At 69.6% G+C, this 18731-nt stretch carries 14 protein-coding genes and 1 pseudogene; 1 reads left to right on the forward strand and 14 read right to left on the reverse strand.

From position 1 onward, the window contains the following. Positions 1-57: 57 nt before the first annotated feature. The 10 genes and pseudogenes from ACFXOO_RS03630 to ACFXOO_RS03675 all read right to left on the reverse strand — a co-directional run bounded on the left by ACFXOO_RS03630 (position 58) and on the right by ACFXOO_RS03675 (position 10366). Positions 58-1326 (reverse strand): sugar ABC transporter permease, encoded by a 1269-nt coding sequence (locus ACFXOO_RS03630; protein ID WP_378838133.1) that lies wholly within the window; start codon positions 1324-1326, stop codon positions 58-60. Next, complete coding sequence (locus ACFXOO_RS03635; protein ID WP_378851460.1) at positions 1323-2129, reverse strand: ATP-binding cassette domain-containing protein; 807 nt, start codon at positions 2127-2129, stop codon at positions 1323-1325. Before ACFXOO_RS03635 ends, ACFXOO_RS03630 begins: the two co-directional genes overlap by 4 nt. Before the next feature lie 86 nt (positions 2130-2215). Next, the gene (locus ACFXOO_RS03640; protein ID WP_378851457.1) at positions 2216-3298 is read right to left on the reverse strand and encodes a sugar ABC transporter substrate-binding protein; all 1083 of its coding nucleotides are present in this window, start codon (positions 3296-3298) and stop codon (positions 2216-2218) included. 251 nt (positions 3299-3549) lie between these two features. Then, positions 3550-4743, reverse strand: a complete 1194-nt coding sequence (locus ACFXOO_RS03645) for a sugar ABC transporter permease (RefSeq protein ID WP_394563189.1) — start codon at positions 4741-4743, stop codon at positions 3550-3552. Between the two features lie 59 nt (positions 4744-4802). Next, positions 4803-5744 (reverse strand): ATP-binding cassette domain-containing protein, encoded by a 942-nt coding sequence (locus ACFXOO_RS03650; RefSeq protein ID WP_378838637.1) that lies wholly within the window; start codon positions 5742-5744, stop codon positions 4803-4805. Between the two features lie 15 nt (positions 5745-5759). Continuing rightward, positions 5760-6854, reverse strand: a complete 1095-nt coding sequence (locus ACFXOO_RS03655) for a sugar ABC transporter substrate-binding protein (RefSeq protein ID WP_378838142.1) — start codon at positions 6852-6854, stop codon at positions 5760-5762. Next, entirely contained in the window at positions 6851-8038 is a 1188-nt protein-coding gene (locus ACFXOO_RS03660; protein ID WP_378838145.1) for an ROK family transcriptional regulator, read from the reverse strand. The genes ACFXOO_RS03655 and ACFXOO_RS03660 overlap by 4 nt, the downstream gene beginning before the upstream one ends. A gap of 23 nt (positions 8039-8061) precedes the next feature. Beyond that, positions 8062-8796 carry an OST-HTH/LOTUS domain-containing protein gene (locus ACFXOO_RS03665; protein ID WP_378852373.1) on the reverse strand — a complete coding sequence of 245 codons (735 nt, stop codon included), beginning with the start codon at positions 8794-8796 and terminating at the stop codon, positions 8062-8064. A gap of 24 nt (positions 8797-8820) precedes the next feature. Then, positions 8821-9381 (reverse strand): annotated as a pseudogene (locus ACFXOO_RS03670) (NYN domain-containing protein); the annotation flags it as partial. Beyond that, positions 9374-10366 (reverse strand): Gfo/Idh/MocA family protein, encoded by a 993-nt coding sequence (locus ACFXOO_RS03675; RefSeq protein ID WP_378851451.1) that lies wholly within the window; start codon positions 10364-10366, stop codon positions 9374-9376. The gene ACFXOO_RS03675 and the pseudogene ACFXOO_RS03670, both read right to left, overlap by 8 nt. A gap of 64 nt (positions 10367-10430) precedes the next feature. Between ACFXOO_RS03675 and ACFXOO_RS03680 the strand changes: the two genes are divergently transcribed. Continuing rightward, on the forward strand, positions 10431-11126 hold the full coding sequence (locus ACFXOO_RS03680; protein ID WP_378851449.1) for an L-ribulose-5-phosphate 4-epimerase: 696 nt from the start codon (positions 10431-10433) through the stop codon (positions 11124-11126). A 42-nt stretch (positions 11127-11168) separates the two neighbouring features. Here the strand turns inward: ACFXOO_RS03680 and ACFXOO_RS03685 are convergent, their stop codons facing one another. From ACFXOO_RS03685 to hrpA, 4 genes are all read right to left on the reverse strand, one after another. Further along, positions 11169-11975, reverse strand: coding sequence for a lysophospholipid acyltransferase family protein (locus ACFXOO_RS03685; RefSeq protein ID WP_394562806.1), 807 nt, complete (start codon positions 11973-11975; stop codon positions 11169-11171). Positions 11976-12122: 147 nt separating this feature from the next. Next, entirely contained in the window at positions 12123-13502 is a 1380-nt protein-coding gene (locus ACFXOO_RS03690) for an O-acetylhomoserine aminocarboxypropyltransferase/cysteine synthase family protein (protein ID WP_378851443.1), read from the reverse strand. Positions 13503-13613: 111 nt separating this feature from the next. Then, complete coding sequence (locus ACFXOO_RS03695) at positions 13614-14555, reverse strand: zinc-binding alcohol dehydrogenase family protein (RefSeq protein WP_394562807.1); 942 nt, start codon at positions 14553-14555, stop codon at positions 13614-13616. Between the two features lie 50 nt (positions 14556-14605). Further along, entirely contained in the window at positions 14606-18625 is a 4020-nt protein-coding gene (gene hrpA / locus ACFXOO_RS03700; protein ID WP_394562808.1) for an ATP-dependent RNA helicase HrpA, read from the reverse strand. Between the last annotated feature and the right edge of the window lie 106 nt (positions 18626-18731).

Below are 18731 nucleotides of genomic sequence, written 5' to 3' on the forward strand. Positions count from 1 at the left end.
GAAATGCACGAAGCGCCGGGGACCGAACGGTCCCCGGCGCTTCGTCGGTGCAGGCGGCTAGGTTCGAGAGCCCCCACCCGACCGCAGCCGGGAGAGTGCGTCGACGGTCGCCGCGAGGATCAGAACGCCACCGGTGACCAAGAGGTTGATGCCGGCCGGAAGCCCGAGCAGGCCGAGGCCGTTCGAGATCACCGAGATGACCAGGGCGCCGATGGCCGCGTGGACGAGACGTCCGCGACCGCCGAAGAGGCTGACACCGCCGACGACCGCGGCGGCGACACCGCTCAGGACGATCTCACGTCCGACCGTCGCATCCACCGATCCGACGCGAGCCACGCTGAACAGCGCCGAGACGACGGCCAGTCCGGAGCAGATCACGAAGGCCGACCACTTCACGAGCCGCACCTTGACGCCCGAGCGACGGGCCGCCTCGGCGTTGCCGCCGATCGCATAGATGTAGCGCCCGAACTTCGTGCGGTCCAGCACGAAGGTGCCGATCCACAGGATCGTCAGCACGATCGGGACGATGATCGGCACGCCCTGAACAGCGTTCACGCCCTGCCCGCGGTCGGAGTTCAGTACGAACACCACCACACCGCCGATCACGAGGATTACGGCGAGCTTGATCCAGAGAAGCGAGATCGCACGGTTTGCGACGCCGGCACGAGCGCGGCGTGCGCGGTCCCAGAACGACGTGCCGCCCGAGATCACCAGCATCACCGCGAGCATGACCCATCCACCCCAGACCGGCATGTTGCCGTTCTGGATCGCGAGCAGCTCGGGAACCTCGATGCGGTACAGGCCGCCGGCTCCGATGATGAGCAGCGCCAGACCCTGATAGCCGAGGAACAGGCCCAGGGTCACGACGAACGAGGGGATGCCCACCCTGGCCACGAAGAATCCGATCAGCGCCCCGGTGGCGATGCCGACGAGGAAGCCGATGATCAGCGCGAGAGGCCACGGAAGCCCGAACTGCGAATTGAGGACCACGAACAGCGCCATCGCGACACCGCCGGTGACACCGGCCGAGAGGTCGATCTCACCGAGGAGGAGGACGAACACGAGGGCGATCCCCAGCATCACCAGTGTCGCGGCCTGGTTCAGGAGGTTGGCGAAGTTGCGCTCCGTGAGGAAGAACGGGCTCAGAGCGGAGAACAGCAGGGTGAGCACGACGAGGCCGCCGATGGCGGGGAGGGCGCCCATGTCGCCGCCGCGCACGCGCTGCCACCATGCCTTCATCTGGTCGACGAGTCCGCCTTCCATGCCGCTGCCGATGAGGTCGCTCGACACGGGATCGGGGCCCGCGTTGGTCGTGGTGGTGCTCATGCGGCGCCTCCGGTCGTGATCGTGGTGGTGCCGATGTGCTGGATGCCGTCCATGGTCTTCGTGCCCGTGATGTACCCGACGACGTCGTCGCGCGTGGTGTCCTTCACCTGGATCTGAGCGACCATCTGACCGAGGTAGAGCACGGCGATGTCGTCCGCGACGGCGAAGACGTCCGCGAGGTTGTGGCTGATCAGGACGACGGCGACGCCCTGCGAGGCGAGACGCTCGACCAGGTTCAGCACCTGTTCGGTCTGCGCGACGCCGAGTGCGGCCGTGGGTTCGTCCAGGATCACGACACGCGCCTTCTTGAGCACCGCGCGGGCGATCGCGACGGTCTGGCGCTGCCCGCCAGACAGCGACGACACCTTCTGGCGAACGGATTTCACCGTGCGGACGGAGAGCGACCGCAGCGTGTCGGAGGCGTCCTTCTCCATGCGGCCCTCGTCGAACGTGCCGGCGGACAGTTCCTCGCGGCCGAGGAACATGTTCTGCACGATGTCGAGGTTGTCGCACAGGGCGAGGTCCTGATAGACGACCTCGATGCCGAAGGCAGCGGCATCGCGGGGGGCGTTCAGGTCGCGGTGCGCGCCGTCGATGAGGACTTCACCCTCGTCGTAGGGCTGCACGCCCGCCAGACCTTTGATGAGGGTTGATTTTCCGGCGCCGTTGTCGCCCACCAGGGCGGTCACCTTGCCGGGGTAGACGTTGAGGTTGACGCCCTTGAGGACGTTCACCGGGCCGAAGGACTTCTTGACGCCGATCAACTGGATGATCGGCTCGAGGGCAGTTGCAGTTTCTGACATGCTCGCTTCCTTGCGTGGAGTCGCACTGGGCACAAAGCGAGGGACGCCGCGCCTGAGTGGCGCGGCGCCCCCCGCTGTTGCGGTGGTTACTTTACGCCGTACTCCGTGCACTTGGCGGCGACGTCGCCCGTGCAGATCTCCGCGGCTGACGCGTCGCCGTTGGCGACGACCGTCTTGACGTCATCGGGTCCGACCAGGACGGGCTCGACCGAGATGTAGGGCGTGCCGTCGTCCAGCTTCTGCGAGGCCGTCGGGGTCTCGCCGGCGAGGAGCTTGGTCGCTACGTCGACAGCGGCATCCGCCTCGAGCGAGACCTGCTTGTACACCGTGGCCGTCTGCCATCCGAGGAGGATGTTCTGCAGACCCGCGACGTTCGCGTCCTGACCCGACACGGCGACGCCGGTCAGGTTGTTGTCCTGCAGCACCTTGATGACGCCGGCGGCGTTGGTGTCGTTGGCCACCCACACGCCGTCGACCTTGCCGCCGAGCGAGGTCAGCGCCTGCTCGAAGTTGGTCTGCGACTTGCCCTGGTCCCACACACCGGCGGGCTCGGCCGCCGGCTTGATGCCGGCCTTCTCCATGACGTCGACAGCGCCGTCGTGGAACATCTTCGCGTTGCCGTCGGTCGGGTCGCCGCCCATGTAGACGACGGTCGCCGTCGCCGGGTCCTTGCCCGCCGTGGCGAGCCCGTCGAGCACGGTCTGGCCCTCGAGCTGGCCGACCTTGAAGTTGTCGAACGAGACGTAGTAGTCCGCGCCGGTGAAGGGGCGGTCGTACGCGACGACCGGGATGCCTTCGCCCTTGGCCTTGGTCGCGACGGCCTCGGCCGCACCCTGGTAGTCCACGAGGAGCATGACGCCGCAGCCCTTGGTGAGCTGCTGGTCGGCGATCGTGGAGTACTTCTGCACGTCGCCCTGTGCGTTCTGGATGTCGACTTCGTAGCCGGCAGCCTCGAGCGCCTTCTGCAGGTACGGACGGTCGAAGCCCTCCCAGCGGGGCGAGGAGGCCGCGTCGGGCAGGATCACGCAGGCACGGCCGCCGGTTGCTTCCGCACCGCCGGATGCGTCACCGCTGGCGGTACCGCCGCTCGAACCCGCACAGCCGGCGAGCAGCATGACAGCCGAGCCGGCGAGGGCAGCGGCTGCGAGGAGTGAAGACTTCTTCATCATTCACCTTTCATCGTTGAAGTGAGGCGACGCCCCAGGTCGTCCTGGCACATTTCGCGCTGTGGTCGATCATCATCCGATCTGCCCTTGGCGTCAAGTCTTGAACGTAACGCTTTGGCAACAGGCGATCGAGAAGCGCGATGCTGCACAATCTGCTCAACGCAGATAGCCTCAGCCGTGCAACATGTCTTCCGTTCCTGAACACAACGCGGGCGGGGTCACCGTCGACTTCTCAGCGTGAACTCAGGAACGCGTCATCCACGACCTGAGGCCGTCCGTGACCTCCGCGACACGGAGTCCACGATGACGGCGAGCACGAGGACGACTCCGGTGATCATGAAGCGCACGGACGAGTCGAGGCTGAGCAGGGTCAGACCAGACGATATCGACTGGATCACCACCACGCCGAGCAGTGCGGCGAACGCCGTTCCGCGCCCCCCGAAAAGACTCGCGCCGCCGATCACCGCAGCGGCGATCGCGTTCAGATTGGTGTCTCCCGCTCCTGAGCTCTGGTTCGCGGCGGCGAGACGGGCGGCCGCCAGAATTCCGCCGACGGCGGCGAGCGTCGTGCACATCGCGAACGCCGAGTAGTAGATCCGGTCCACGCGGATGCCGGCGCGTCGCGCGGCCTCGGCGGATCCGCCGACGGCGTAGACCGCGCGTCCCCACCGGGTGCGCGTGAGCGCGTGGTTGACCGCGACGACCAGCACGAGGAAGAACAGGAACATCACGCCCACACCGCGAGAGAGGTTGAGGTACCAGACGGCCAGGCCGAGAACGGTCAGCAACAGCGCGCTGCGGAGCAGGATCGCGCCCGTGCTCTGGCTCTCGAGATCCGCGGCTGCCCGCCGCCTGGCCCGCGTCGTGAGCGACCAGGCGTATCCGGCGACGCCCAGCACCACCACGGCGTACGACGCCCAGCCCGGCAGGTAGAGCTGCTGCGCGAAGAACACGAGCCACGAGTCGTACGGGAGGTTGATCGACCCCGTGTCGCCGAGCACCCAGAGCTGCAGGCCCTGGAACCCGAGCAGCCCTGCGAGGGTGATCACGAAGCTCGGAACCCCGAATCGCGTGAACAGATACCCGTACAGCAGACCGGCCAGGCATCCGACCGCGACGGCGGCCAGAATCGCGGCGACCGGATTCCACTGCCACTGCACGAAGGTCACCGCCAGCACCGCCGCGGCCAGACCTGAGATCGAGCCGACGGACAGGTCGATCTGCCCGACCAGCAGGACGATCACCACCCCGAGCGTGATGGTGCCGATCGCGGCGCACTGCATCGTCAGATCGACGAGGTTCCTGCTCGAGAGGAACGCCGGATTGAGGGTCTGGAACGCGACCCAGATGACGACGAGACCGGCGATGACGGGCAGTGAGCCGAGGTCGCCTCCCCGGATGCGCGTGAGGAACAGATCGAGAGAGCCCCGGATGCCGGTGGCGGGCATCGTCGCCACGCTGTCGGTGAATCCGGTCACGGGATTGCCGCGGGAGTCGAAGCCGGTGCTCATCGGGTATCACCACCGGGGGTGTCGCGTCGACGGCGGGAGCGATGGGAGGGGAGCGAGATGATCGGCGCATCGCCGCCGCCGGCGACGTCTGCGGGCTCAGCGGAGGATGATCCCGCCGCGTCGTCCGTTCGCGGGACGCGGTCGGTGCCGCGCGCCTCCTGCGCGGCACGTCGGGTCACCGCGTTCTCGCTCGCTCCCGTGATGGCGGAGATCAAGATCTCACTCGTGACGTCCGCGACGTTGTAGACGCCGTTGTTGCGTCCGAGGCGCAGCACGACGACGCGGTCGGCGACGGCCATGACATCCGCCATGTTGTGGCTGATCAGGACGACGCCGTGTCCGCGTTCACGCAGCCGTTCGATGAGGTTGAGCACTTCGGCGGTCTGCGCGACCCCGAGCGCGGCGGTGGGCTCGTCGAGGATCACGACGCGGGGTTCGCCGATGAGGGATCGCGCGATCGCGACGGTCTGCCGCTGCCCGCCCGAGAGGGCGGCGACGGGGATGCGCACGGAGGGGATCTTGGCGGAGAGTTCGCGCATGAGGGTCCACGTGCGCTGTTCCATGTCGACCTCGTCGAGCGTCGTCCCGGCGCGCAGCTCGCGGCCCAGCCACAGGTTGGCGACGACGTCGAGGTTGTCGCAGAGCGCCAGATCCTGGAAGACCGTCGCGATCCCGAGCTCCTTGGCATCCACGGGTCCGTTGATCTCGACGAACTCGCCGTCGTACTCGATCGTTCCGCTGTCGGGAGAGTGCACGCCGGACAGCACTTTGACCAGCGTCGATTTGCCGGCGCCGTTGTCGCCGACGAGCGCGACGACCTCGCCCTCGTTCACCCAGAAATCCACGTCGGTGAGGGCGCGCACAGCGCCGAACCGTTTGCCGATACCGGTCATCGTCAGAACACGCGCGCGCGCACGCCCGGTCTTGGGGTGGGTCATCGACATCTCCGTCGCCTACTCGATGCCGGCAGCCGTGCACGCGGCTGCATAATCCGGGGTGCAGATGTCGTCCGCGGTCCAGAAGCCGTCGGCAATGACTGTATCCGAGATGTTGTCGATGGTGACCGCGACCGGCTCGAGGAGAGTGGCGGGGATGCCGTCGACCTGCGTGGCCGCATCGATCTCGCCTCCGCCGAGCAGGGTGACCGCGGCTTCCGCGGCATTCTCGGCCTGCTGCCGGATCGCCTTGTAGACCGTCATGAACTGATCTCCGGTCAGAATGCGCTGGATCGCCGACAGCTCGGCGTCCTGGCCCGTCACGAGCGGCAGCGGGTCGACGTTCGCCGCCTTCAGTGCGGCGATCGCGCCGCCCGCCGTGCCGTCGTTGGCCGCGTAGACCGCGGAGATGCGGTCGCGGTACTGGGCGATCTGACCGGCCACCCATTCCTGCGCCTTGTCGGGACTCCAGTCGGGGGTGCTGAACTCTCCGAGCACCGTGAGTTCCGTGCCGTCGAGCACGGCGCGGGCACCCTCGCTGAAGAGCGCGGCGTTCGCATCGGTGGGCGAGCCGTTCACCATGAGGATCTCGCCGCGCTCCTCGCCGCGCGCCGCGAGGGCCGCGGAGAGCTCTTCCGCCTGCAGCATCCCCACCTTCTCGTTGTCGAACGAGATGTAGTAGGCGATGTCACCCCCGGCGACCAGCCGGTCATACGAGATCACCGGCACTCCGCGCGAGTTCGCCTCGGTCACGATGCTGACGGCGGCCTTGGCGTCGACGGGGTCGAGGACGATCACGCCGGCCCCGTTGGCGAGCGCCGACTCCGCCTGCTGCTGCTGCTTCGCGGCGTCCTGGTCGGCGTTGGAGTACAGGACGTCGTAGTCTCCGAGCTGCTCGACCTTCGCGGTGAAGATCGGCCGATCGAACGTCTCGTAGCGCGCCGTCTTGACGTCGGGCAGCAGCAGGGCGATCTTGCCGTCGGTCGTGCCGGCAGGACTGCACGCGAGGAGACCGGTGGTGAGCGCGCCGGCCATCACGGCGACGGCGACGGTGCGCCGGAGGAAGGAACGCGATCCCGTTCGCTGCGGGATCGTGGTGCGCGGCGTGATCACGCTGAGAACGGGAGCGCCTCGGCGTCCACCGTGACGTGGTCGAGGGCGATGGCGATCGCTCCGCGGGCCTCCGCCCACTCGCCGAACGAAGCGCCGACGATCTCGGGCCGACCGCTTTCGGACGCCAGCGCGCTGCGATCGAGCGAGTGCCGCATCGGAGCCATGAGTATCTCGCCCGCCTGGGCGAGCTCGCCCCCGACGATGATCAACTCGGGGTCGAAGAGGTTGCACAGGCTCGCGGCGGCGATGCCGATGTGCCGACCGGCGTCGGCGATCACGCGGCGTGAGCTGCCGTCGCCCTCGTCGGACGCCTGCAGCAGATCCTTCAGGCGATGCATCCCCTCGGAAGGCGGGAAGAGCGAGAGCAGCGCCGGGCCGGCGGCGAACGTCTCGAGGCAGCCGCGATTGCTGCACCGGCAGATCGGACCGTTCTCGTCGATCGTGACGTGGCCGATCTGACCGGCTTTGCCGTTGACTCCGCGGAACAGGTCTCCGCCGACGATCAGCCCGGCGCTGATGGTGTGGCCCACGCGGATGAAGACCGAGGACGAGACGTCCCGACTGCTGCCCTCGCGTGCTTCGGCGAGACCGCCCAGGTTGGCCTCGCTGTCGACGAACACCGGGCGCTCGATCCGCGCCATCAGGCGTTCCGCGATGTCGACACCTTCCCAGCCTCGGAGCAGGCCGGGGGTGGACACGGCACCCGTGCGGGGGTCGATCGACGCGGGGATCGCGAGTCCCACCGCCAGCAGATCGGCGAGAGAGCCGCCGAGGGATTCCATCATGTCGCTGAGAAGGATGCTGAGACGGTCGAGCTCCGCATCGTGCCGGTGATCCAGCGGCAGGGGGAGGGAGGTCTGACTGATGATCGTCCGCGTGACGTCCGCGATCGCGATGTGCAGCTGCCTCGAGCTGAAATGCACACCTGCGACGAGGCCGAGCTGACGCGCGAGTGAGACGAGCGTCGCACGTCGACCGCTCCGCAGGGTGAACGAGGTGTGCAGAAGCCCCGACGCGGTGAGCTCCTTGACGATGTTCGAGACGGTGGCCGGCGAAAGCCCGGTCGTTCCGGCCAGTTCCACCTGCGTCAAACGCCCATGCCTCTTGAGCGACTCCACGAGACGTGCTCGGTTCGCTTCGCGCAGTGAGGACTGCGATCCGGGTGGGGCGTTGAGGCGGGCCACGAGGGTCACTTTACCCTCCGGCCTCACTCGCGGTCGGAATCGCGCAATCTGACGAGGCGTTCGTGACCGGTCTCCTCGAGCTCGGCCACCGACTCGCGCGCCTTCACGAAGTCGGAGAACGTGCGGTATCCGAGGGCCTTCTCGCTGAAGGAGGGGTCCATCCGGCGCATGTGCGTCTTGACCGCCGAGCTGTGCAGCCACTCGGTGTCGTCCTTGTCGTGTCCGAGTCGCAGAGCCCGCACGAGCAGGGCGGTCGCCGTCTCGTGCCGGTCCTCGACGGGCTCGTCGCCCTGATCGTCCTGCTGCTCCGCGGGATCCTCCGCGGGAGCAGCCGTGGTCGCCGCGGCGACCGACGTCGAGGTCGCCCGGCGATTGGCGCGCTTGCGCGGCGGTGCGGCCTCGGCGCCCTCGGGAGCGTCGTCTGCGGCGATCACCGTGCCCGTCGGGCCGCCGGCCGAGGAGAACGCCGGCAGGTCCACGACAGGGGTCGCACTCGGCTCCTCCGTCGTGGCGGGCCCGTCGCTGACGGGCGCGGGAGGGTTCTTCACGCCCCGGCCCTGCTTCCGAGCGGGACCGGTCTTCGCCTCGGCGGTGTCGGTAGCCTCGGCGTGCACCACATCTGCGGTCGCGGAATCGGAGGGCGCGGCATCCGGAGCCACCGCTTTGGCAGTGGACTTGCCGCGGCGACTGCCCGAGGTGCGGGTCTTGGGAGCGGCCGACAGCTCGGCCTCGGCTGCCGACGCCGCGGGCGCGGTCATCGCCGGACCGCGCACGATGGCGGGGACTCCGGGCAGCGAGTCGTAGGCTTCGAACTCGTCGCAGGCGGCGGCGAGGGACTTCGCGGTCGAGCCCGCGACGCCGACACCGATCACGTAGCGGCCCAGGCGCTTGCAGCGCTGTGCGAGCGGAACATAGTCCGAGTCGCCGGCCACGATCACCACGTGGGTGAGGTCGGGGAGGCGGAACATGTCCTCCACCGTGTCGACCGCGAGGCGGATGTCGGCGCCGTTCTTCGCATAGGCGGCCGCCGGGAACAGCTGCACCAGGTCGACCGCCCGGGCGACGAGCTGCGAGCGGTAGATCGCGTTCACGGGCGAGGACCAGTCGGCGTAGGCCCGCGTCAGCACGAGGGTGCCGAACGAAGCGGCGTAGTCGATGATCGCGCCGACGTCGATCGTGGCGGCCGCCAGGCGCGCCGCGATCTCGGGGTCGTTCGAGTTCTCGATGATGCGCGACCGGTCGCGCGAATAGGAGTTGCGTCCGTGCACGCGGTCGTACCAGGACATCACGATGTTGTCGAAGTCGAGATAGACGGCGACGCGGCCGCCGTTGAGATCAGCCATGGGTGTTCTCCCCGGGATAGGTGACGCCGATCGCGGCGCGGATGTCGTCGAGGGTGCCCATGATCTGCACGCTCTGTGCCAGGGGGAGGATGTCGCTGTCGCGACGGCCCTCGGAGATGATGCGTTCGGCCTCCAGCGCCTGGTACTGCATGCCCCGGCCGTCGACGTGCGACGCGAATTCCTCGAGGACCTCGCCGTCGGGTGTCGTGACGCGGAAGGAGGTGGCGGAGTACCAGACCCGGTCGATGTCGATGCGGGCATCGGTGCCGACGATGTGTGCGGTGTTGGGTCCGGCGCCGCGGGAGGAGGAGATCGTGGTCGAGACCGCGCCCGAGGCGTGCGAAAAGATCGTCGCCACCTCGGTGTCGGCCCCGGTCTCGGCGAGCCGCGCGGTCGCGCCGACCGTCGTCGGAGCGCCGAGGATGTCCCACATGAACGAGACGGGGTAGATGCCGAGGTCGAGCAGGGCGCCCCCGCCCAGCTCGAGGGCGTTCAGGCGGTGCGTGGGATCGGAGGAGATCTTCTGCGTGTGATCGGCGAACACCGTGCGGATCTCACCCAGCGTGCCTGCGGCGATGATCTCCCGGATGCGGCGCATGTGCGGAAGGTAGCGGGTCCACATCGCCTCCATGACGAGCAGTCCCCGCTCCTCGGCCGCGGCACGGATCGACTCCGCCTCGGCGCGGTTGAGCGTGAAGGGCTTCTCGACGAGGACGTGCTTCCCGTGTTCGAGCAGCAGCAGGGCGTTCTCCGCGTGCGAGGGGTGCGGAGTGGCGACGTAGACGATGTCCACGTCGGGGTCGGCGGCGAGCTCCTCGTAGGAGCCGTGCGCGCGAGGGATGCCGAACTCGGCCGCGAAGCCCTCCGCGGCCTCCGCTCGACGCGAGCCCACGGCCACGACGTCGAGTCCCGCGGTCTTCAGGTCGCGTGTGAAGGCGTGGGCGATGCCGCCCGTGGCGAGGATTCCCCAGCGCAGTCCAGTCATCATTCCAGCGTACAGATGACGGGCGGCGGTGGTGGCGGCATCCGACCATCGGTATCCTGCAGATGTGACCGGTAACATTCCAGGCATCGACGCCGCGCGCGAGAACGTCGCCGCTTTGCACGCCGAACTCGTCCGATACGGGCTGATCGTCTGGACGGGGGGAAACGTCTCGGGCCGTGTGCCCGGGGAAGACCTCTTCGTGATCAAACCCTCGGGCGTGTCGTACGACGACCTCACGCCGGAGAACATGATCCTCTGCGACCTCGACGGCAACGTCGTTCCAGGGTCGTCCGGCAGCGAGCGGGCACCGTCGAGCGACACCGCCGCCCACGCGTACGTCTACCGGCACATGCCGGACGTCGGGGGGGTCGTGCACACGCACTCCACCTACGCCGTCGCCTGGGCCGCTCGCGGGGAGGAGATCCCGTGCGTCATCACGGCGATGGCCGATGAGTTCGGCGGACCGATTCCCGTGGGACCGTTCGCGATCATCGGTGACGACTCCATCGGCAAGGGCATCGTCGACACCCTCACCGGACATCGCTCCCGCGGCGTGTTGATGCAGAATCACGGACCGTTCACGATCGGCGCGACCGCGAAGGACGCGGTGAAGGCCGCCGTCATGCTCGAAGACGTCGCCCGCACCGTGCACATCGCCGCGCAGGCGGGCCCGTTGCTGCCCATCCCGCAGTCCGCGATCGACAGCCTCTACCACCGGTACCAGAACGTCTACGGACAGGCATCCGACGAGCGACGCTGACGCTCACGTGGCATCGGGCCGCCATGCGGCGCACCCGATGCGTCAGGTGCCGGTCTTCTCGGCGCGGGCGGCCGCCTTTCGCCGCTGTCGCTCCGCCTCCGCGGCCGCCGCGGCGGCGGGAGTGGGGGCGGCGCCGCCCAGATGCGCGGGTTGCCACCACTTCCCCGTGCCCGACGTCGGATACGCCGCCTGTGCGTCGTCGAGCAGCGCCTGCAGACGAGAGCGCAGTTCTGCCGTCTTCTCGGCGGGGTCATCGGACGAGTCCGCCGGGAGCGGGGCGCCCACAGAGACGTGGATCGGGGCGCGGAAGGCCTCAGCGAACGACGATTTGTGGTTCTTGGTCTTCAGGAGCTGTCCACCCCAGACCACGATCGGGATGACGGGTACGCCGGCGTCGGCGGCCATGCGCACCGCCCCGGTCTTGAGCTCGCGCACGACGAACGAGGCGCTGACACCTGCTTCCGGGAAGACCCCGACAAGCTCTCCCTCCTTCAGCGCCCGCACGGCATCGGCGTACGCGTCCCGCCCTGCCCCGATCTCCACCGGGATGTGCCGCATCTGCTTCAGGAGCCAGCCCACGACCGGTTTGTCGGCAGCCCGCCGGGTCACCATGAACCGGGTCCGGCGCCGGGTACGGAGCCACGTGATCCACTCGACCAGTGCGAAGTCCATGTAGCCGAAATGGGTGATCGCCAGAACCGCGGCGCCCGTGGCGGGAAGCGATTCGGCCCCGCAGACCGTCGGTCGTAACCGGAGGACGCCGCCGAAGAAGACGCGCCCCACACCGACGGCGAGCGAGTAGACCGGTTCGCGGTCGCGTTTCGGCCTGCCGGTGCGGTCCCTGTCCATGGTTCCTTTGTACCCCGAGAGAGAAAGGGCTTCGCGACCCTTCCCGTCCTCGTCGTCATCGGGTATGGGTCCGTGGCGCGCGGGTCGACGGCGGTGAGGGCGGTTGAGCTCCGGCTCCCACGGAGACGGGGACACGGTGGCTGCGGCTCAGCGCAGTTCGCTGTGACGAGGCGCGGCCGAAGCGCCGGGGTGCTCCGCGTAGGCGGCGTCGAGTGACTGCGTGAGGTCGGCGATCACGTCGGCGACATCTTCGAGGCCGATCGACAGACGAATGGTCGTCGGGCTGATGCCCGCTTCGCGCAACTGATCCGCGTCGAGGTGACTGTGGGTCATCGAGGCAGGGTGCGAGACCAGGCTGCGGGCATCGCCGATGTTGGCGACCAGCCGGATGACGCGAAGCCCATCGATCACGTGCTCGACGCGCGACTCGTCGAGCAGGGCGTCACCCGAGGGCGCGAGGTCGAAGGCGAACACCGAGGACGCCCCGCGGGGGAGCACGCGCGCGGCCGTGGCGTGCCAGGGACTCGACTCGAGTCCGGGGTGGTGCACGACAGAGACCGCCGGATGGTCGGCGAGAAAGCGGGCCACCGCGAGCGCGGAGTCGCTGTGGCGTCGCATCCTGAGATCGAGCGTCTCGAGACCCTGAAGGAACTGGAAGGAGTTGAAGGCGGAGAGCGTCGGGCCGAAGTCGTGGACGTACTTCGTCTTCATCCAGACCGCGAGCGCCTGCCCCTCCGCGCCGAACCGCTTCCAGAGCGATGAGCCCCCGATGCGGGCGAACGGCGCGGTGAATTGCGGCCACCGTTCCGGGTCGGCGCCGAAGTCGAAGGATCCGAGGTCGACCACGACCCCTCCCAGCGACGATCCGTGACCGCCGATGTACTTCGTTGCCGAGTGCACGACGATGTCGGCGCCGAACTCGCCGGGGCGGACCAGGTAGGGGGTGGCGACCGTGTTGTCGACGACGAGCGGCACGCCCGCGGCGTGCGCGATGTCGGCGACCGCCCGGATGTCGAGGACCGCGGCGAGCGGGTTGGTGATCGACTCGGCGAAGAAGAGCCTGGTCTCGGGCCGCACGGCCGCCGCCCACGCCGAGAAGTCGTCCTGATCGACGAAGGTGGTGGAGATGCCGAGGTCCGCGAGGGACTCTTGCAGCAGATCGATCGTGCCGCCGTACAGCTGCCGCGCCGCGACGACATGATCGCCTGCCCGGGCGAGCGCGAGGACCGCGCCCGCGGTCGCCGCCTGCCCCGAGGCCACCGCCACGGCGGATGTGCCGCCCTCGAGCTGCGCGATGCGTGCTTCGAAGACGAGCTGCGTCGGATTCGCGTTGCGGCTGTACACGTTGCCCACCGTGCGCACCGCGAAGAGGTCGCGCGCTTCGGCCAGCGACCCGAACTCGTAGGCGTTGGACTGGTAGATCGGCGTGATCGCCGGGTTCTGGGCGATGCCCGCGGAATACCCGGCCTGCACCTGCGTGGTCGCGAACGAGGGCGAGGGCGGGCGCGGGCCGGTCGGATCGGTCATCTCAGCATCGTGGCACGAGCCGTTCCGGGCGGGAAACGCTGTGACACTCTGTGTCGGTCGGTGTGGCGATGCGCCCGCGCCGAGGCGTCCCGCGAGGGGAGCTGCGGGACGCTACGGAACGAGGGTGATCTTGCCGTCCACGCCGTCATGCAGCGCCGTGTGGGCGGCGGATGCCTCGGCCAGAGGGAACGACGGTCCGATCTCGACCGAGAACGCGTCGGCGGCCATGAGTGCGAGTGTCGCGGGGATCGCCTCGGCGCGCCAGACGGCCTGCTGCGGGGTCAGCGGCGTGGGCGCCCCACCGGCGAACGCGCGGATGCCGAAGGATGCGGCATCCGCCCCCCGCACGATCGTGGCGATGCGCGTCTTGTCGGCGAGGAGATCGACGGACGATTGCAAGGCCTCGTCGGTGCCGGCGGCGTCGATCACGACGGTCACCCCCTGCGGTGCCGCCGACCGTACGCGGTCGGCGAGACCTTCGCCGTAGGCGACGGGAACGGCGCCGAGCGCACGGATACGGTCGAAGCGGCGCTCGGACGACGTCGCGAGGACCGTCGCTCCCCAGAGGACGGCGTACTGGATGAGCGCCTGGCCGACGGCGCCCGAGCCGCCGTGCACGAGGAGGGTGTCTCCCGCGCGCACATCGAGGGATCGGGCGGCCTGGTAGGCGGTGCCGACCGGGATGCCGATCGCGGCACCCTCCGCTGCCGACACCTGCGGCGGGCGGGGCCATGCCCGGGAGGCGGAAAGCGCGATGTCCGTCGCGTAGGTGCCCTGGACGCCCGTGAACACGACCGCATCACCGACACGGAACCCGTCGACGCCCGAGCCGACGGCCGTGACGACGCCCGAGCCGTCGCTGCCGACGCGCCGCGGCGTCGTGATCGGGTCGGTGGCCCGCAGGCCACTGCGCAGCTTCGCGTCTATCGGGTTGGCGCCGGCCGCCTCGACGCGGACGGCGATCTCACCGTCGCCGGGCCGGGGGTCGGCGACCTCCTGCAGCGTGAGGACCTCGGGTCCGCCGAACTCGGTGTGGACGATCGCGTGTGCCATGCCGTTCGAAACCGCGTCCCGTCGGGCGGTATTCCCGCGCCCGGGTCGGGTCAGCGATCGGCCAGGGCCTTGGATATGCGCTGCAGCGACACCGGCTCGGCCGTTCCCAGACGCTGGGCGAAGAGGCTGACGCGGTACTCCTCGAGCAGCCACCGGGCGTGCGCGAGCGACGCGGGCGCATCCGAGGGGAGGGGGATCGTGCCGCCGGCCTCGGCGTACAGCGCGCCCGCGCGTTCGAACTCGGTCATCCGCTGGCGGTCGCGCCCGGCGTTGTCGGACAGCGATGCGACGCGATCCAGCACACCCTGCAGATAGCGCGGCAGGTGGCCCAGGCGCTCCAGCCCGGTGCGCGCCACGAAACCCGGGAAGATCAACCCGCCGAGCTGCGCGCGGATGTCGCCCAGCGCGCCCAGGAGGATGAGCGAGTTCTGCGCACGGACGGCGCGATCGGCGTCGCGCGCGAGTGTGAGGATGCGGGCGCTCAGCGACACCGCGCCGAACAGATCGTCGACCATCGCCGCGGACAGCTCGGCGCGCACGTCCTCGAACTCCGCCTTCGTCCGCAGCACTCCGTCGCCGTGGCGCGACAGGACGGCGTCGGCGACCGCCGTGCGGGCATCTTCGATGAGCGCCTTCGCCGACGCATACGGGGAGGTCGCCAGAGCGAGCTTCTCGCTCGAGGTCAAGTGCTCCTGCACGTAGGAGGTGGGGGAGGGTACGGCCAGGAGGAGGAGACGCCGAACCCCCGCACGTGTCTGCCGCGCGGCATCCTGCGCCGTCGTCTCGATGCGGATGGCGACGCTCTGACCCTCGTCGGTGAGCGCGGGGTAGCCGCGGACGATGCCTCCCGCGACACGCGTGTCGACGACCTCGGGGAGGTCGTCGAACGACCATTGCACCAGTCCGGAGCGCTCGCGCAGCGAAGTGGACGGGACGGATGCAGCGGCCGCGGGCGACGAACCGGGAGCGGGGCGACCCGCGTCGGCGCGCTGCAGCGAGCGCGCCACCGTGGTGCGGGCCCTGCCCGCGAGCTGCTCCTGGAGTGCCCGGAGGTCGCGAGCGGAGCCGACGGGACGCCCACGATCGTCGACCGCGCGGAACGAGACCTGCAGGTGGCCGGGGACGCGTTCGCCGTCGAAATCGGCGGCGGTCACCGGCTGGCCGGCGGCCCGCCGGACAAGAAGGGCCAGGGCGTCGCGCAGCGTCGTTTCGGGTATGCCGTCGTGCGCCTCGGGCCCGAGTCCCGCGAGCTCCTCCGAGAACCGGGTCGCCCAGTCCGCCGCCGGTACGACGTGCCGCCGGATCGCCTTCGGCAGCGCGCGCAGCAGCGCCGTCACCAGCTCGTCGCGCATGCCCGGCACCTGCCAGTCGAAGCCGTCGGGGCGCAACTGAGCGAGAAGGGCCAGCGGCACGATGACGGTGACGCCGTCGTCGGGAGCGCCGGGTTCGAAGCGGTAGCTCAGGGTGAGCACCTGGTCGCCCTGACGCCAGCGTGCGGGGAAATCCCGTTCGTCGGTGCGGGCCGCTTCGTCGCGCAGGTCGGCCTCGGTGAGGTCGAGGAGACGCGGCGTCCGCGACGACGCGTCGGTCCACCAGGCCTCGAACGACCGCGCGTCGAAGATGTCGCGCGGGAGGCGGGCGTCGTAGAACGCGAAGACGGCTTCGTCGCCGACGAGGATGTCGCGACGGCGCTCGCGCTCTTCGATCTTCTCCAGACGCCGGCGCTGCTCCAGGTTGCGGCGCAGGAAGGCGGTCAGGCGCTTGTCGAGGTGCGACGGGTCCCAGTCCTCTTCGACGAGGGCGTTGCGGATGAACAGTTCGCGCGCGAGGGGCTGATCGAAGCGCGCCAACTGGACGCGGCGGCGCGGGATGATCTCGACTCCGAACAGCGTGACCTTCTCGGCGGCGACCGCAGCCCCGGCATCTTTCGACCAGTGCGGATCGCCGAGCTGCCGCTTGACGAGGTCGCCCGCGAGGGGCTCGGCCCACTCGGGGTCGATGGCGGCGACCGAGCGTCCGAAAAGCCGAGACGTCTCGACGAGCTCCGCCGCCATCACGGCGGCGGGGCGCTTCTTCTTGAGCCCCGAGCCGGGGAAGATCGCGAAGCGTGCGCCACGGGCCCCCAGGTATTCGCCGGGTGCCGTCCGTCCGCGGTTCTCCCCGCGTGCGGTCGTCGTGCGCGCCGCAGGCGCCGGGCGCTCGTCGAGGATTCCGATGTGCGACAGCAGGCCGGAGAGGATCGCCTTGTGGATCGCGTCGGCATCCGCGCCGCCGTCGGCCGCGCCGATCGACGCGCGCTCGCCTCCGCCGTGGACGAGCGAGCGCAGCTGCCTGTGCACGTCGACCCATTCCCGGACGCGCACGTAATTGAGGTGCTCCGCGCGGCACAGGCGTCGGAAAGCGCTGGAGCCGAGACTCGACTGCTGCTCCTGGAGGTGGTTCCAGAGATTGAGGAGGCTCAGGAAGTCGCTCGTCGGGTCGGTGAACCGCGCGTGCAGCCGGTCGGCCTCCTCCCGCCGATCCTCCGGACGCTCACGGACGTCCTGGATCGACATGCCCGCGACGATCGCCATCACGTCCGACAGGACGCCGGTGCGCCGGGCCTCCAGCAGCATGCGGGCGAACCGGGGGTCGATGGGCAGTCGGGCGATCTCCCGGCCGAGGGCCGTGAGCGTGGGCGTGCGCCCGTCGGCGCGACCCGCCGGCAGCGAGACCGCACCCAGCTCGACGAGCAGGTCGAACGCCGCCTTCACCCCTCGGGAGTCGGGCGGAGTGAGGAACGGGAACGCGGCGATGTCGCCGAAGCCGAGCGACAGCATCTGCAGAATGACCGACGCCAGGCTGGTGCGCAGGATCTCGGGCTCGGTGAACTCGGGGCGCTTGTCGAAGTCGTCCTCCCCGTACAGCCGGATCGCGATGCCCGGTGCGGTTCGACCTGCGCGGCCCGCACGCTGCTGCGCCGAGGCCTGCGAGATCGCCTCGATGGGCAGCTGCTGGATCTTCGTGCGGTTGCTGTACCGCGAGATGCGCGCCGTGCCGGTGTCGATCACGTAGCGGATGCCCGGCACCGTGAGGCTCGTTTCGGCCACGTTGGTGGCGAGGATCACGCGGCGCCGCACGCCGGGGAGGGTAGAACGCTCGAAGACGCGGTGCTGCTCCGCCGCGCTCAGGCGCCCGTACAGCGGCAGCACCTCGGTGGGCGCGGCATCCTTCGCGTACGCGCCCCGCACCGCCTCGGCGGCGTCGCGGATCTCCGCCTCGCCGGGGAGGAAGACCAGCACGTCGCCCGCGGCCTCACGGTCGAGCTCGCGCAGCGCCTCGACGATCGCGTCGACGTCATCGGGGGGATCCTCGCGCAGCGGCCGCCTCGTGGCCTTCGCCGCCGGACGACCGATGCGGGGAGCCCGCGCGGGAGCGGGCGCGTCGTCCGAGTCGTCGTCGTCCGAGTCGTCGTCACCGCCGTCGACACCGCGGTAGCGGACCTCGACCGGATAGGTCCGGCCCGACACCTCGATGATCGGCGCCGGAACACCGGCCCTGTCTGCGAAGTGGGCGGCGAAGCTCTCCGGGTCGATCGTGGCGGAGGTGATGATGACCCGCAGGTCGGGGCGGCGGGGGAGGATGCGGCGCAGGTAGCCGATCAGGAAGTCGACGTTGAGCGACCGCTCGTGAGCCTCGTCCACGATGATCGTGTCGTAGCGCCGGAGGAGCCGGTCGCGGTGGATCTCGTTGAGGAGGATGCCGTCGGTGAGCAGGGCGATCCGGGTGTCTTCCGAGACCTTGTCGGTGAACCGCACCTTGTAGCCGACGGTCGTCCCGAGAGGCACCTCCAGCTCCTCGGCGATGCGCTCGGCGATCGTGCGCGCGGCGATCCGCCGCGGCTGAGTGTGCGCGATGCGGGTGCGTCCGAGCTCGAGGCAGATCTTCGGCAGCTGCGTCGTCTTGCCCGAACCGGTCGCGCCGGCCACGATCACGACCTGGTTGTCGCGGATGGCGCGCGCGATCTCCTCGCGGGCCGCGCTGACAGGCAGCTCCGGCGGGTACGAGATCACAGGTTCCAGCGCAGACATAGCCTTCCATCTTACGTCGCCGGCGCGCCCGAACACGTGACGCCGACGTCGTGATCGGTGGAGAACCGGCAGGAGTGCGGATCGCGGATCTCGCTTTGCTATTTAG

The sequence above is a fragment of the Microbacterium sp. P03 genome (genome assembly GCF_043556235.1).
In the GTDB taxonomy this organism is placed as follows: domain Bacteria; phylum Actinomycetota; class Actinomycetes; order Actinomycetales; family Microbacteriaceae; genus Microbacterium.

Bases quoted from the DNA above. Each gene is read 5' to 3' on its own strand.
- ACFXOO_RS03630 (WP_378838133.1), bottom strand. From the start codon at position 1,326: ATGAGCACCACCACGACCAACGCGGGCCCCGATCCCGTGTCGAGCGAC.
- ACFXOO_RS03635 (WP_378851460.1), bottom strand. From the start codon at position 2,129: ATGTCAGAAACTGCAACTGCCCTCGAGCCGATCATCCAGTTGATCGGC.
- ACFXOO_RS03640 (WP_378851457.1), bottom strand. From the start codon at position 3,298: ATGATGAAGAAGTCTTCACTCCTCGCAGCCGCTGCCCTCGCCGGCTCG.
- ACFXOO_RS03645 (WP_394563189.1), bottom strand. From the start codon at position 4,743: ATGCCCGCCACCGGCATCCGGGGCTCTCTCGATCTGTTCCTCACGCGC.
- ACFXOO_RS03650 (WP_378838637.1), bottom strand. From the start codon at position 5,744: ATGACCCACCCCAAGACCGGGCGTGCGCGCGCGCGTGTTCTGACGATG.
- ACFXOO_RS03665 (WP_378852373.1), bottom strand. From the start codon at position 8,796: ATGACCGCGCCCGCGGCGTCGGCAGCCGAGGCCGAGCTGTCGGCCGCT.
- ACFXOO_RS03675 (WP_378851451.1), bottom strand. From the start codon at position 10,366: ATGACTGGACTGCGCTGGGGAATCCTCGCCACGGGCGGCATCGCCCAC.
- ACFXOO_RS03685 (WP_394562806.1), bottom strand. From the start codon at position 11,975: ATGGACAGGGACCGCACCGGCAGGCCGAAACGCGACCGCGAACCGGTC.
- ACFXOO_RS03690 (WP_378851443.1), bottom strand. From the start codon at position 13,502: ATGACCGATCCGACCGGCCCGCGCCCGCCCTCGCCCTCGTTCGCGACC.
- ACFXOO_RS03695 (WP_394562807.1), bottom strand. From the start codon at position 14,555: ATGGCACACGCGATCGTCCACACCGAGTTCGGCGGACCCGAGGTCCTC.
- hrpA (WP_394562808.1), bottom strand. From the start codon at position 18,625: ATGTCTGCGCTGGAACCTGTGATCTCGTACCCGCCGGAGCTGCCTGTC.